12 protein-coding genes are annotated in these 13,711 nt (G+C 65.2%); 1 reads left to right on the top strand and 11 read right to left on the bottom strand.

The window, feature by feature from the left end; translation table 11 throughout:
* Positions 1-75: 75 nt before the first annotated feature.
* The 11 genes from B5G09_RS08225 to B5G09_RS08175 all read right to left on the bottom strand — a co-directional run bounded on the left by B5G09_RS08225 (position 76) and on the right by B5G09_RS08175 (position 11,385).
* On the bottom strand, positions 76-654 hold the full coding sequence (locus tag B5G09_RS08225) for a chromate transporter (protein ID WP_087311021.1): 579 nt from the start codon (positions 652-654) through the stop codon (positions 76-78).
* Positions 654-956 carry a hypothetical protein gene (locus B5G09_RS13905; protein ID WP_143256506.1) on the bottom strand — a complete coding sequence of 101 codons (303 nt, stop codon included), beginning with the start codon at positions 954-956 and terminating at the stop codon, positions 654-656. Before B5G09_RS13905 ends, B5G09_RS08225 begins: the two co-directional genes overlap by 1 nt.
* 184 nt (positions 957-1,140) lie before the next feature.
* A complete protein-coding gene (locus B5G09_RS08215; RefSeq protein WP_087404814.1) occupies positions 1,141-1,704 on the bottom strand; it encodes a chromate transporter in 564 nt (187 codons plus the stop codon).
* A 9-nt stretch (positions 1,705-1,713) separates the two neighbouring features.
* Complete coding sequence (locus B5G09_RS08210) at positions 1,714-2,478, bottom strand: NADH:ubiquinone oxidoreductase (RefSeq protein ID WP_087404813.1); 765 nt, start codon at positions 2,476-2,478, stop codon at positions 1,714-1,716.
* 278 nt (positions 2,479-2,756) lie between these two features.
* Entirely contained in the window at positions 2,757-3,914 is a 1,158-nt protein-coding gene (locus B5G09_RS08205; RefSeq protein WP_087404812.1) for a pectinesterase family protein, read from the bottom strand.
* Positions 3,915-4,167: 253 nt separating this feature from the next.
* Complete coding sequence (locus tag B5G09_RS08200; RefSeq protein WP_087404811.1) at positions 4,168-5,697, bottom strand: NADH-quinone oxidoreductase subunit C; 1,530 nt, start codon at positions 5,695-5,697, stop codon at positions 4,168-4,170.
* A complete protein-coding gene (locus tag B5G09_RS08195; protein ID WP_087404810.1) occupies positions 5,694-7,094 on the bottom strand; it encodes a proton-conducting transporter membrane subunit in 1,401 nt (466 codons plus the stop codon). The genes B5G09_RS08200 and B5G09_RS08195 overlap by 4 nt, the downstream gene beginning before the upstream one ends.
* A gap of 4 nt (positions 7,095-7,098) precedes the next feature.
* Positions 7,099-7,728 carry a hypothetical protein gene (locus B5G09_RS08190; protein ID WP_087310972.1) on the bottom strand — a complete coding sequence of 210 codons (630 nt, stop codon included), beginning with the start codon at positions 7,726-7,728 and terminating at the stop codon, positions 7,099-7,101.
* On the bottom strand, positions 7,725-8,639 hold the full coding sequence (locus B5G09_RS08185) for an NADH-quinone oxidoreductase subunit H (RefSeq protein ID WP_087404809.1): 915 nt from the start codon (positions 8,637-8,639) through the stop codon (positions 7,725-7,727). The genes B5G09_RS08190 and B5G09_RS08185 overlap by 4 nt, the downstream gene beginning before the upstream one ends.
* A gap of 4 nt (positions 8,640-8,643) precedes the next feature.
* Positions 8,644-10,632, bottom strand: a complete 1,989-nt coding sequence (locus B5G09_RS08180; protein ID WP_087404808.1) for a proton-conducting transporter membrane subunit — start codon at positions 10,630-10,632, stop codon at positions 8,644-8,646.
* A 30-nt stretch (positions 10,633-10,662) separates the two neighbouring features.
* A complete protein-coding gene (locus tag B5G09_RS08175; protein ID WP_087404807.1) occupies positions 10,663-11,385 on the bottom strand; it encodes a 16S rRNA (uracil(1498)-N(3))-methyltransferase in 723 nt (240 codons plus the stop codon).
* Between the two features lie 124 nt (positions 11,386-11,509).
* Between B5G09_RS08175 and B5G09_RS08170 the strand changes: the two genes are divergently transcribed.
* Positions 11,510-13,696 carry a M3 family metallopeptidase gene (locus B5G09_RS08170; RefSeq protein WP_087404806.1) on the top strand — a complete coding sequence of 729 codons (2,187 nt, stop codon included), beginning with the start codon at positions 11,510-11,512 and terminating at the stop codon, positions 13,694-13,696.
* Positions 13,697-13,711 lie beyond the last annotated feature (15 nt).

Raw genomic sequence — 13,711 nt, 5'->3', positions numbered from 1 at the left:
GCAACCGTGTCTGTGCGGGTGCAGGGGTTTTCTCCTCCGCACCCGCTCGGTTTTTTCACCCTCCCCTGGCCGGGGCTAAAGGCCGAAGACGTAGTAGATCAGGATACCGGCCGCGGCCGAGAGGATGATCAGCAGGATGGGGTTCACCTTGCGCCACGATCCGACGAAGACGCCTCCGAAGAGCACCCAGCTCCAGGCGTCGATGAAGTTCTGCTCGTCGGGCTCCGAACTGTGGGGGAAGATCAGCAGCAGGGCTGCGGCCGCGATCATGCCGATCACCACGGGGCGCATCCCCCGCATGGCCCCTTCGACCAGCCGGTTGTTCTTGAGCTTCAGGAAGAACCGCGCCACGAGGATCATCAGCGTCAGCGACGGCAGACAGACGGCCAGCGTGGCGATGGCCGAGCCCAGGATGCCGCACCAGACATGGCCCGTCTCCAGCCCCACGGTGTAACCCACGTAGGTGGCCGAGTTGATGGCGATCGGGCCGGGGGTGATCTGCGAGATGGCCACGATGTCGGCAAACTGCGCGTTGGTGAGCCACTGGTGCTGCACGACCACCTCGTTCTGGATGAGCGAGAGCATGGCGTAGCCGCCGCCGAATCCGAAGAATCCGATCTTGAGGTACGAGACGAAGAGTTGCCAGAGAAGAATCATTCCGCAGTGAGTGAGGGAAGTGTGACATCCGTGATTACCAGCTGTCCATTGCGCAGCAGGGCGCGGACCGGAATGACGACGCAGCGGTTTTCGTATGTCGCCAGATAGGCGATGGCATACCATTCACCCTCGACGTGTTCGACCCGGATCGTCGGCAGCGACCGCTTGTTGAAGTCCTGGGCCCGCAGCAGCGGATTCCCGCCGTTTCGGCGACAGCCTTTTCCACCTTCCGGCGGGTGGCTTTGTCCAGGGGCAGGGCGGGCTTCTCCGGATGTTCGTTGTAGCTGGCCGCGATCCAACCGGCGTATGCCCGGTAAAAGCGTTCCAGCGCCTGCCGGACCTTCTCCGTGGAGGAGCCGGTGCCGGCCATGAGCTTTTTTGTAGAGGCGGCAGCGGTGGTCCGGGCCGTCGAGGACCCTGCCGTCAGCAGCGCAAGGAGCAGAAGCCCCAGAGACAGACTGTATTTCATGTTTTTTGTCGGATTCATGCTTCGGGATTCTTTTTGTGTCGGGCGATCTTCGGGGCGACGGCCAGCTCCCAGGCGATGCCGCCGGCCGCACCGGCCACCAGTACCCAGATTGGGGACCACCCGAGACCCCAGACGGCCAGCGCCGCAGCCGCGATGATGAAGAACATCGACCAGTGCATGCCGCGGGCCAGCGAAATCACCGGGCCGATGATCAGCGCCACGACCGCCGGACGCATCCCCTTGAAGGCGGCGTCGACAACGGGGTTGTGGCGGATGTTGGCGAAGAAGAGGGCGATGAGGAGGATGATGACGAACGACGGGAGAATGGTGCCCAGCAGGGCTGCCGCCGCACCGCGCAGTCCGCGCATCTTGTATCCGACGAAGACCGACGTGTTGAGCGAGATGGGCCCCGGAACCGACTGGGCCAGCGTCAGCAGGTCGAGAAACTCCCCGCGTTCGACCCAGTGCCGCTTGTCGATCACCTCGCGTTCGATCAGCGGGATCATGGCGTAGCCCCCGCCGAAGGTGAAGAGCCCGATCTTGAAGAACGAGACGAATATCGTGTGCAGACGTTCCATAGGCATTTCTCAGAGGCGATTCTTGCGGCCCAGCAACGTCAGCAGACCGTCGATGCAGGTCATCGGATGGGTCGGCGCCCCCGGGAGCCAGAGGTCCGGCGTGTGCGAATCCAGAAAACTGCGGTCCAGGGCGCGGCTCTCGGCGAAGAGTCCGCCGGAGCAGGCCTCCGTGCCGCACATCACGAGGATTTTCGGCTCGGCCACGGCGTCGTAGCAGATCTCCAGCGCCTCGGCTATCTGGGCCGTCAGCGGGCCCGAGACCACCACGCCGTCTGCATGGCGCGGCGAGGCCGTGAAGCCGATGCCGTAGCGCCCCAGATCGAAGTTGACGTTGCCCGTGGCGTTGAGCTCCATCTCGACCGAGCCGTCGCCGCCGGCCGAGACTTCGCGCAGCTGCAGCGCCTGGCGGAAGCAGCGCCGGATCTCGGGCCGCACGCGTTTCGGGTCGAACTCCACGCGCGAGTCTCCGGCGTGCAGCACGAGACCCTCGCGCGTGGGCGAACCGATGCGGTAGTCGTTCGTGAAGCGTACGTTGCGCGGCGCCACGCGCGCACACTCCCCGCAGAAGAGGCAGCGTCCCAGGTCGAGCTCCAGCGGGTCGGCCCGGAAGGCCCCCGTCGGGCAGAGGGCTTCGGCGCGTTCAGCCTCGGTGGTATCCTCGGTGAAGGTCAGTTCGGGGCGTCCGCGGAACTCTTCGGTCAGTTCGACAGCATCGAGGTCCTCGATGGCCTGCTGCCCGTGGCTGCGCAGCACCCGTATTTTCGGTAGAATCATGGTCGCAAATGTTAGGCCCTTAATCGTCCGCAAAAATACGCAATTCCCGCGAACCTGCAAGCACTTTGCCCCGGAATTGACACACCGCGGGCCGGAGTTCCGTCGGTGGATCTCCGGCCCGCGGGTCGAAAAGGGAAATGAAGTGATGGGGTCTCTTGAGTCGGGCCGGATGGAGCGTTTCGGTGGTGCGGAGGGTTTCGTAGAGTGCGGAGAGTCCGGTAGCAGTGCGGAGGAAAAGAGCGCTCCGCCGGCGGTTCGGAGCGGCCGTCTCTTGTGGGTCACTCGCCCGGATCGGTGAATGCTGGGGCCGGAAGCCAGTCGGAGGTGTATTCCGGAGCGGACGATCTGGCGAAGATGTTCGCCACGACATACTCCGCACCTTCCGCATCGGAGAGCTGGCGTCCGCCGCAGGCGCGCCGGGCGAGGCGGTCGGCCGCGGCTCCCGGACCCGTACAGCCGTATTCGGCGAAAAGAGGTTGGGCAAGCGTCGGATCCGGTTGGTCCGACATCGTGGTCCACCCTTCGGCCTTCAGTGCCGCAGGCTCCTCGCAGCGGATGAAGACTGCGCGCGGCCTCGCCGTTTTCGTCGAATACCAACCCCGGCCCAGATGGAAGCAGGAGAATTTCGAGCCGTCGAAGTCCACCTCGTCCGACGGCGGGAAGCTGATCGTGCAGTCCATGCAAACGATGCCGTACCGGTGGTCGGCCGGGGTCGAGGGGGCCGTCACGACGCTGTTGTTGCGGTTCATGTGCAGCGTGCAGTGGTCGACTACGATCGTCGACGAGCCGAAGATGAAGTCGACGTTGCCCTCGACGTAGCAGTCGCGCAGGTAGACACGTCCCGTACCGCGGCCGAAGAGCGTATCCTGATACCCCATGACGCGGCACTCGTAGAGCGTCACGCGGTCGCCCTCGACGCGCAGCGCCACGGCCTGCGTATCCTTGTTGACGGCGGCGTTGGCCTGGCTGTTGACGTAGGTGTTGGCGATGGTCACCCCGCAGGCCGTGAAGTCGTCGGCCTCGATCAGCAGCGTCTGGCTTCGCCACGTGCCGAGCGTGCCGTTGCCCGTCTCGGTGGGGTGACCCGCATAGTCGTCGTAGGTGATGATGCACTTTTCGGCATCGTCGCCGATGAGTGTCACGCGGGGATGGTCGGCCGTCAGCGTCACCTTTTCGCAGTAGGTGCCCGGGCGCAGGCGTACGATGTGCGGCTCGCCGTCGACGGGCAGGGCATCGAAGGCCTCCTGCAGCGTCGTGTAGTCGCCCGAGCCGTCGGCTGCGACGACGAGGGTATGGATCGGTTTTTCGGTGGGGCCGTCCGACGAACCGTTGCCCGGTGCGGCGTCGTTGTCGTCCGAGCTGCAGGCGGGTGCGAAGGCCGTCACAAGCAGCGCCGTGCCGAGTGTGAACAGCGAATGGAGAGCGTTCCGTTTCATGAATCGTGGTTTTTGTTTCAGGTTTCCGACGGCAAAGTTCGTCTTTTCTTCGCCCGCAGGCGGGGATTTTTCTGCGGAAAACCGGGATTTTTTGTCGATTCTTTCCGGAACAGGGCTCGCCCGACGCTTCTCTGCCGGCTGCGGGAAGCCCCTGTCCTGCCTCGGGCAGGGGCTTCCCGCAGGGCGTTTTCCCGGGTACGTCACACGGCGTAGGGCGCGTGTTGCGCGGACTGGCCGGGAGGCGGATGCGGCGTCAGAGGTCGTGGCCGCAGTAGGAGAGGTTGAAGCTCTTGTTGCAGATCGGGAAGTCGGAGATCCCCTCGCCGCGCACGGCCAGCGCCAGCGCCAGCCAGTTGTGCAGACTCGGATCCTTGATGCGGCACGCCTCGATATGACCCTCGGCGTCGGTCACCACCACGTGGCACGTCTCGCCGCGCCATCCCTCGACCAAGCCGAACGAGAGCGACTGCGGGGTCAGCTGCGTCGTATAGTCGGGCGTCTCGCAGGGGTTCTCCAGCGCGCCGTATTTCTGTTCGTAGATCTCCAGCAGCTGGTCGATGTAGCGGGCCGACTGCGCAACCTCGCGGCAGCGCACCTCGAGCCGGGCCATCACGTCGCCCGATGTCTCGATGACGGGTTCGTGGTGGAGGCATTTGCCGTAGGAGCCCCACGGATGCGTGGTGCGGATGTCGCGGGCCAGTCCGCTGGCCCGGGCCGCCTGTCCGACGCCGCCGATGCGGCGCATCTCCTCGCGCGGAACCATACCGCACTGCTCGAAACGCGCCAGCAGCGTGGGCGACGACTCCAGGTCGCGGCGTACCTCCTCGTAACGGCGGGCAATCTCGGCGACGTTCCGGCGGATCATGGCCGATTTGGCCGGCGTGAGCGGATGGTCGGTGCCGTGGGGCCGGATCAGCCCCTTGCCGAAGCGGTTGCCGCACCACGCCTGCGTGGTGTTGATCGTCATCGTGCGCAGCGCCTCGCAGGCCACCTGTCCCAGCTGGTAGCCCGCATCCATCGACAGCGCTCCCGTATCGGCGATCTGCATGGCCATGCGCTCCAGTTCGAGCGCTACGGCCCGTTCGCGGTCGAGCTGCGTGGGTCGTTCGCGGCCGGTGAGCTTCTCGACGGCCTCGGCAAAGGCCGTGGCGTGGGCCACGGCGCTGTCGCCCGCAACGGCCTCGGCCAGACACATCTGCCGCAGCCGGTTGTCGGTCGACGAGAAGGCCGCCTCGACTCCCCGGTGCTGGTAACCCAGCGCAATCTCGAGGTGGAGCACCTCTTCGCCGTTGCAGATGAAGCGAAAGGCCCCCGGCTCGATGATCCCGGCGTGGATCGGACCCACGTTGACCTCGTGCAGCGAGTGGCCGGCCATCGTATAGAAGGGGTAGTTGTCGATCGAGCTCTGGCGGTTGTAGCGGTCGAAGGGGTAGCGCAGCGGCTTGGGCCACGGCTGGCCGTCGAAGCGGATGCCGTAACGCTCGGTGATGTCCCGCTCGAAGGGGTGCATCTGCGGGTGCAGGGCCGTGAGTGACGGAAGGGCCGTATCGTCGTAGTAGCCCGTGGCGTGGGAGGTGATCAGCACGCGGCTCTCGGCGTCGTCGAGCACCAGGCAGTAGAAGCGCATCCGGTCGTCGGAGGGCAGGGCGAAGTAGTGCGCCACGTGGTAGCGTTCGTCCGAGAGCCACGTGCGCAGCAGTTCGTAGAACGAGGCATAGGAGATCTCGGGAATCTCCTCCAGGCGCACGGCGCCCGCGGTATTGTCGATTACGAGATAGTTCATAAGGCAGTGATTTGGCCGATCAGTTCACGCAGAAAATCCGGTTGCCAGAGCCCCAGCACCATGGCCGCCGCCAGCAGCGTGAGGGCCGACCACGACAGCGCCCGGTCGACCTTCGAGGGGTGGAGTTCGTCCTGGTTGGGCTGGTAGCAGAGACGGAGCATCCGCGAGCAGAACGAGTAGATGACGATGCACAACAGCAGCAGAAGCCCTGCCACGAGCCACCAGCGGCCTCCGACGATCGCCTCGCGCAGGATCATCAGCTCCGAGAGGAAGAGCGGCGAGGGCGGGAAGGCCACCAGGATGACCATCCCCGCAAGCAGCCCCATGGCCCCCACGCGGTTGATGTGGATATAGTCGCCGATGCGGTTGATGCGGTAGCCGTTGTAGACCTGCCGCACGACGGCCATCTGCAGGAAGAGGCTGCTCTTGATGAAGGTGTGGCAGACGACGTGGAAGACCGCCGCCCAGACACCCGCACCGCCGACGCCCAGTCCGATGGCGGCCAGACCCATGTTCTCTACGGTCGAGTAGGAGAGGAAGCGCTTGTAGTTGTTCGTGCGGCGCAGGAACAGCGCGCCGATGAGGAGCGACAGCACGCCGACGATCAGCAGCACCGAACGGGCCCACGTGAAGACCTCGGTCGCGGCTGCCACGCGGTAGACGCGGAAGATGGCCAGGAAGCCGGCGTTGACCAGTCCCGTGGAGATCAGCGCCGAGGCCGGCGACGGCGCCGCGAAGTTGGCGTCGATGCCCACCGTGTACAGCGGGAAGAGCTCCATCTTGCAGCTGTAGCCGCAGACGATCAAGAGGAAGGCGATCTTCAGGTAGAGGGCGTTGCCGTGGGGCGCCGCGGCGGCTACCTCGGCATAGTCGAGCGACTCGCAGTCGGTGGCGGCCGCCAGCAGCAGGATGCCCAGGTAGGCCATGGCGATGCCCGTCGAGCAGACGAAGACGTATTTCCACGCCGCCTCGAGCGTCTGGGCCGTGCGGCGGTGGTAGATGATTCCGGCCGAGCAGAGCGTCGTGGCTTCGAGGAAGATCCACGTCACGGCCAGGTTCGAGGCGAAGTACGAACCGGCGATGGCCGTCGTCAGCAGCATCACCAGCCCCGAGTAGGCACGGGTCTGGACGAGGTCGTTGTCGCGCAGGTAGGCCTCCGAATGGAAGTAGGCGAAGGCCGAGACGATGCACAGCAGTACGTAGAAGAGCGTCCCCGGGGCGTCGAAGCGGAACCACGAGGCCGACGTCGTGTCGTAGAGCCCTCCGAAGAGAATGGCGCAGGCAAAGGCCGCCTGCACGGCGTAGAAGAGCACGCCCGTGAGGAAGAGCTGCCGCTCGCGGCGCACCAGAAAGGCCGCCGCCGCGATCAGAATACTTGCGATCAGATAGACTATCATGGCCTTAGTCCTTTACGTTGGTCAGCGAATCGGCGTCGTCGGCGTGGAGCTTGTCGTCGATCTTGGTGAAGAAGATGCCCAGCATCAGCACCGAGATGAGGATGTCGAGCAGGATGGCGAAGTTGATCAGCAGGGGCATCTCCACGCCGATGGCCGTCGAGAAGAGGAACACGCCGTTCTCGATCACCAGAAAACCGACCATGTGGGAGAAGATCCGCTGCCGCATCACGATGAGGATCAGACCGCTCAGCAGCGAGTAGAGCGCCACGCCGAAGAAGAGCAGGTCGACCGTCGAGTCGGCGATGTAGTAGGTCAGCGAGGCGCTCACGCCCAGCGCCACGATCGACAGCACGAGCGATCCGGCCTGCGACGAACCCGAACGGCGCACGCGGTTGATGCGCGTGCGCCGGATCACGGCGAAGAGCAGCCACGGAACCAGAATGCCCTTGAAGAGCAGCGTCTCGAGGGCCACGAAGGCCAGCTCGGCGGGGTTGGCGGCGTGCAGACGCACCAGCGCAATGCCGAACAGCAGCCACCCCTGCAGCCCGATCAGCGAGGCGAAGTTGCGGAAACGCTCCGTGATCGAGAGGTAGACGAGCGTCACGACGTAGAGTAGAATCAGCGGCAGAATCATTGGATACCGATATTAAGTTGCAGCAGGTAGCCCGTGAAGAAGACCAGGGCGGCCAGTGCCGTGATGGTGAGCAGGAAGGTGGTGTTGCGGATGAGCTTGTTGCGGGCCTGCGTCGACTCGACGATCCCCACCGAGAGCCCCGTGAGCAGCACGGCCAGCGGCGCGGCGAACCACCACCGCGGGCAAAGGGCCGCCGCCACGGCATCGGCCGCCAGCATCGACAGCGCCGCACTCTTCAGCCAGTTCGCGATCTTGATGTAGGCCAGATCGACGCCGCAGTAGTCGAGGCACATCACCTCGTGGATCATCGTCAGTTCGAGGTGCGTGCGGGGGTCGTCGACCGGCACGCGGCCGCTTTCGGTGAAGACGATCTTCGTCAGCACGTAGGCCGCCAGCAGCAGGACGATGATCAGCTGCGTGTCGTCGGAGGCTCCGGCGTCGAAGAGTTCGGCGAAGGAGATGTGGCCCGAGAGCAGGGCCAGCGTCCCGATGGTGAGCATCAGCGCCGGTTCGACCAGCGCCCCGTAGAGCGCCTCGCGGCTGGCGCCCATCCCCTCGAACGAGCTGCCCGTATCCATGGCCGCCAGAATCAGCGCCCCGCGGCCCAGAGCCAGCAGGCAGGCGAAGGCCACCACGTCGCCGTCGAACGAGACCACCGGCGGCAGATTGCCCACCGGAATGAAGAGCAGCGCCAGAAGCGACGCGCCCAGGATGACCGACGGCGTCGTGCGGAACAGTACGGTGGTGGTCGTCGAATAGACGGCCCCCTTGCGCAGCAGCAGGCGTACGTCGTAGAGGTGTTGGGCGAAACGGATGCCCTTGCGGCCCGCCAGCCGGGCCCGCGTGCGGTTGATCAGCCCCGGAATGCAGAGGGCCGCCGCCAGAAGCAGAAGCAGATTGAGCAGTGCCATGGCATCAGATGATATGGAGGATCGACAACAGGAAGACCAGCGCCAGGAAGGCCAGGGCAAAGAGCACGTAGTGGTTAATCTTGCCCGTACGCAGGCGCATGACGCGCTGGTTGATCAGGCGCAGCAGTTCGACCCACCACGCCGAGAAGAGGCGTCCGATGCGGTCGCGGTGGCCGACGTCGAAGCGGTGGGCGTCGGGGAAGATCTCGCCCTTGCCCACGGGCGACCCCTCGCCGCTGTTCTGTGTCAGTGACGTGGCGATCGACTGCAGCCCCTCGGAGAAGGACTCGCCCGTATACTGCATGCGGGTGTTCACCGCCGTGAAGCCACAGCCCCACGTCGGGCCCTCGGTCACCTGACGTCCGCGCAGCGTGCGGCGTCGCAGCCATGCCAGGATGGCGACGACCAGAATCAGCCCCCAGGCGATGCGCCCGACTGCGGTGAGCGTCGGCGAGAGCAGCCAGTCGGCGGCATCCGACGGCGTGCGCAGGAAGAACTCCGCGGCGCGCGTCACGCACCCCACGGCCGCCCGCGGGAAGAGTCCCACGAGGAGGATGCCCGCCAGCGGCAGCGCCATGGCGGCCAGCCGCAGGTTGTCGACCTCCGAGGCTTCGGCCACCTCATGCGAGCGGGGCGAGCCGAGGAAGACCGTGCCGTAGAGCTTCGTGAAGGCCAGCACGGCCACGCCGCCGATCAGCGCCAGCGCCGCCAGACCGGCCGCCGAGGCGAGAACGTTGCTTCCCGAGGCGATGCCGTCGAGCAGCCCGAGGTAGACGAGCAACTCCGAGACGAAGCCGTTGAGCGGCGGCAGGGCGCAGATGGCGGCCGTGGCCGCCAGGAAGAGCAGCGACGTGAGGGGCATGTGTTTCGTAAGGCCGCCCAGCGCGTCGAGCGACGTGGTGTGGGTCTGCGAGAGGATGTTGCCGGCCCCGAAGAAGAGCAGCGACTTGAAGAACGAGTGGTTGAGCGCGTGGAGCAGCGCCCCGGCGATGCCGCACAGCGCCACCATTTGGTTGCCCGAGGCCTTGCCCAGCGCCGCGATGCCCGCGGCCAGCAGGATGATGCCGATGTTTTCGATCGAGGAGTAGGCCAGCAGGCGCTTCACGTCGTTCTGCATGGCGGCCAGAATGACGCCCCACAGGCCGGTGACGATCCCCACGACGAGGAGAATCACCCCGGCGGTGTGCAGTACGGGCAGATCGCCCAGGGCGGCCGTCGTGCGCAGGATGCCGTAGATGCCCGTCTTGATCATCACGCCCGACATCAGCGCCGAGACGTGCGACGGGGCGGCCGGATGGGCCTCCGGCAGCCAGACGTGCAGCGGGAAGAGGCCGGCCTTCATGCCGAAGCCCGCCAGAAAGACGAGGAAGAGCGGCAATGCCGGCTTCGTGTGGAAGTATTGGCCCAGGGCGTCGAACGTCGCGCGTCCGCAGACGGCGTCCAGCCGCACGAACCCCACGACCAGCAGCACGAAGCCCACGTGCATCATGATCAGGTAGGCCAGCGCCGCGCGGCTCACCTCACGGCGTTGGGCGTCGTAGAGGATCAGCAGGAACGACGCCACGGTCATCAGCTCCCAGAAGAAGAGGAACGAGTAGCCGCCGTCGGAGCAGACGACGCCCAGCATGGCGTAGGCCATCACCGTGAGCGAGGTGTAGTGCAGCGAGACGTGGGCCGGGGACTTCTCCCGGAGCGTGTGGGCCAGATAGCCCCGCGAATAGAGCACCGAAGCTACCGAGCCGATCGAGATCAGCAGGACGAAGAGCGCCGAGAGCGGGTCCATCGATCCCGAATCGCCGCCGAAAAGCGTGCCGGGGATCATCCACAGCGATTCGGTGCCTCCGTCGGCCAGTACGCCGATGGCCCGGACCGAGGCCCACAGGGCTCCGGCGGCCGTCAGGGCGAGGGCCGTCCACGCCTTGGCCCGCAGCGGCGTCGAGAAGATCGCCGCCACGACCACCACGAGGAACAACAGGGTGTAGATAAATAGCATGTTCTGCGGGTAAATGTGTTTTCGAAAGCGCTATTCGGCGGGACCGTTTACGGTGGCGGTCATCACCGTGGCCGCGACGGCTGCCGTCTCGGTGCGCAGCCGCTGCGCACCGAGCGTGATCTCCTCGAAGCCGTGGGCCAGCGCCAGGTCGATCTCCTCGGGCGAGAAGTCCCCCTCGGGGCCGATGAAGATGCGTACCGATTCGCCGGGGCGGATTGTGCGCGGCAGGAACCGTTTCCCGCGTGCGGAGTGCGCCGCCTCGCAGTGGGCGATCAGGCTCCGCCCCTCGAAGGGCTCGGCCACCGCCTCGCGGAACGCCGTCAGCGGACTCAGCTCCGGGCGGTAGGCCTTGAGCGACTGTTTCATGGCCGCCGTGATCACCTTTTCGCCCCGTTGCGGCTTGAAGCTCCGCCGCTCGCTGTGGGCCGTCTCGAGCGGGATGATCCGCGTGACGCCCACCTCGGTGGCCTTCTCCAGAAACCATTCGAAGCGGTCGGGGTTCTTCGTCGGCGCCACGGCCATCACCAGCCGGTAGGGCATCCGCTCGAATTCGGACTGCGTCTCGACGACGCGTACCGTGCAGCGGCGCGGGTCGGCCTCGATGATCTCGGCCCGATAGAGATTCCCGCGGCCGTCGGTGAGGTGGATCCAATCGCCGCGCCCCAGCCGCAGCACCCGGATGCAGTGGCGCGACTCCTCCTCGTCGAGCGTGTGGACGGGCGGTTCGAGATCCGGAGCATAGAAGAGTTGCATGGCCTTCGCGTATTTGTTTTACGGATTTTTTTATTGTACTTTTGTCTTGCGCGGGCCCGGACGGCGGCCTTTGTCTGCCGTGCCGGACTTGCGGCCCGCAAATGTACACAAAATAACACGATCCATGAAACGTATCATCGGTTTATTGACGCTTTTTCTGACCATGACACTCGTTTGTTGCAAATCCGAGAAGCAGGTGGGCGAGAATCCCTTCTTCTCCGAGTGGGAGACCCCCTACGGCGTGCCCCCCTTCGACCGGATCGCCCCCGAACACTTCCTGCCCGCCCTGGAGCGCGGCATGTCGCTCCATGACGCCGAAATCGACGCCATCACCTCGAACAACGACGAACCCTCGTTCGAAAACACGATTCTCGCCTACGACAACTCCGGGAAGATGCTCTCCCAGGTGGAGCTGATCTTCGAGATGCTCTGCGCCGCGGAGAACTCCCCCGAACTGGAGAAGCTCCAGGTGGAGGCGGCGCCTCTGCTGGCGGCTCATGCCGACCGGATCCGGCTCAACGGGAAGCTCTTCGAACGCGTCAAGGCGGTCTACGACCGCCGCGCGGCGATGGATCTCGATGCCGAGCAGCTGCGGCTGGTGGAGAAGACCTATCGCAGCTTCGTACGTGCCGGGGCGCTGCTCGATGCCGAACGGAAGGCCCGTCTGAAGGAGATCAACGGGGCGCTGTCGCTGGCCGCCGTGCACTTCGGCAACAACATCCGTGCGGAGAACAACAACTTCGTGATGATGCTTTCGTCGGATGAGCTGGACGGCCTGCCCGCAAACGTGCGTGAGCTGGCCCGCGAGACGGCCGCCAAACTGGGCAAGAAGGATCGGTATGCCTTCACGCTGCAGAAGTCGAGCCTGATTCCCTTCCTGACCTACTCCTCCCGCCGCGACCGCCGCGAGGAGCTTTACAAGGCCTATCTGAACCGCTGCAACAACGGCGACGAATACGACAACAAACAGCTGATCAACGACTTCATCCGTCTGCGCACGGAGAAGGCACACCTGCTGGGCTACCCGTCGTATGCCGCGTATGTGGTCGACGACGAGATGGCCCGCACCACCGACGCCGTCTATGCACTGCTCGACGAGGTGTGGGAGCCGGCCCTCGAACGCGCCAGGGGCGAACTCGCCGAGATGGAGGAGCTCTTCCGCAAGGATGTCCCCGAGGGTGAATTCGCCTCGTGGGACTGGTGGTATTACGCCGAGAAGCTCCGCAAGCAGAAATACGCCCTCGACGAGGAGATGCTGCGTCCCTACTTCTTGCTCGAAAATGTCCAGATGGGGATCTTCTTCCTCGCCAACCGCCTCTACGGCATTACGTTCCGTCCGGTAGTCGTGCCGCTGTACCATCCCGAGGCCGTGGCCTACGAGGTGCTCGATGCCGACGAGTCGCACCTCGGCATCCTCTACTTCGACTTCTTCCCCCGCGACGGAAAGAGCCAGGGCGCCTGGTGCGGCAACTACGTCGAACAGACCTTCGACGAGGAGGGGCACCGTGTGGCTCCCGTCGTCTCGATCGTCTGCAACTTCACCCGCCCGACCTCGAACACCCCCGCGCTGCTGACCCTCGACGAGACCGAGACGCTCTTCCACGAATTCGGCCATGCCCTGCACTTCCTCTTCCACAATGTCCGCTACCGCGGCCTCTCGGAGGTCGAGGGCGACTTCGTCGAGATGCCCTCGCAGCTGATGGAGAACTGGGCCTTCGAACCCGACGTGCTCAAACAGTATGCCGTGCACTACCGCTCGAACGAGGTTATTCCCGACTATCTGATCGAAAAACTGCGCCGCAGCCGCCTCTTCAACCAGGGATTCATGACCACGGAGCTCATCGCCGCATCGCTCTCCGACATGGACATCCACTCGATTGGCGAATACGAGGAGTTCGACCCGATGGCCTTCGAGCGCCGGGCGCTGACCGAACGCCGCGGACTGATCCCGCAGATCGAACCCCGCTACCACTATCCCTACTTCTCGCACATCTTCGACGGCGGCTATGCGGCCGGATACTACTTCTATACGTGGGCCGCGGTGCTGGACAAGGATGTCTTCGAGGCTTTCCGCGAGAGCGGCGACCTCTACAACCGGCAGATCGCCGATTCGCTGCGCCGCAAGGTGCTCGCCCGTGGCGGCTCGGCCGACGGCATGACCCTCTATCGCGACTTCCGCGGCAAGGACCCCGACAAGCGCCCGATGCTGCGCAGCCGCGGTCTGTGGAGCGACCCCGTGCCGGCCGATTCGCTCTCCGTGAACCCGGTTGCGGGGAAGAACCCCGCCGCAACGCCGGCTTCACAGCGCTAACCCTCCCCCTCCCCT

The organism is Alistipes sp. An54, assembly GCF_002159375.1.
Lineage (GTDB): Bacteria > Bacteroidota > Bacteroidia > Bacteroidales > Rikenellaceae > Alistipes > Alistipes megaguti.
The sequence above is the reverse complement of the archived record's forward strand: the minus strand, read 5'-3'. Positions and strand labels throughout refer to the sequence as shown.

Bases quoted from the DNA above. Each gene is read 5' to 3' on its own strand.
- B5G09_RS08185 (WP_087404809.1), bottom strand. From the start codon at position 8,639: ATGGCACTGCTCAATCTGCTTCTGCTTCTGGCGGCGGCCCTCTGCATT.
- B5G09_RS08195 (WP_087404810.1), bottom strand. From the start codon at position 7,094: ATGATAGTCTATCTGATCGCAAGTATTCTGATCGCGGCGGCGGCCTTT.
- B5G09_RS08190 (WP_087310972.1), bottom strand. From the start codon at position 7,728: ATGATTCTGCCGCTGATTCTACTCTACGTCGTGACGCTCGTCTACCTC.
- B5G09_RS08205 (WP_087404812.1), bottom strand. From the start codon at position 3,914: ATGAAACGGAACGCTCTCCATTCGCTGTTCACACTCGGCACGGCGCTG.
- B5G09_RS08200 (WP_087404811.1), bottom strand. From the start codon at position 5,697: ATGAACTATCTCGTAATCGACAATACCGCGGGCGCCGTGCGCCTGGAG.
- B5G09_RS08180 (WP_087404808.1), bottom strand. From the start codon at position 10,632: ATGCTATTTATCTACACCCTGTTGTTCCTCGTGGTGGTCGTGGCGGCG.
- B5G09_RS08175 (WP_087404807.1), bottom strand. From the start codon at position 11,385: ATGCAACTCTTCTATGCTCCGGATCTCGAACCGCCCGTCCACACGCTC.
- B5G09_RS08210 (WP_087404813.1), bottom strand. From the start codon at position 2,478: ATGATTCTACCGAAAATACGGGTGCTGCGCAGCCACGGGCAGCAGGCC.
- B5G09_RS08170 (WP_087404806.1), top strand. From the start codon at position 11,510: ATGAAACGTATCATCGGTTTATTGACGCTTTTTCTGACCATGACACTC.
- B5G09_RS08215 (WP_087404814.1), bottom strand. From the start codon at position 1,704: ATGGAACGTCTGCACACGATATTCGTCTCGTTCTTCAAGATCGGGCTC.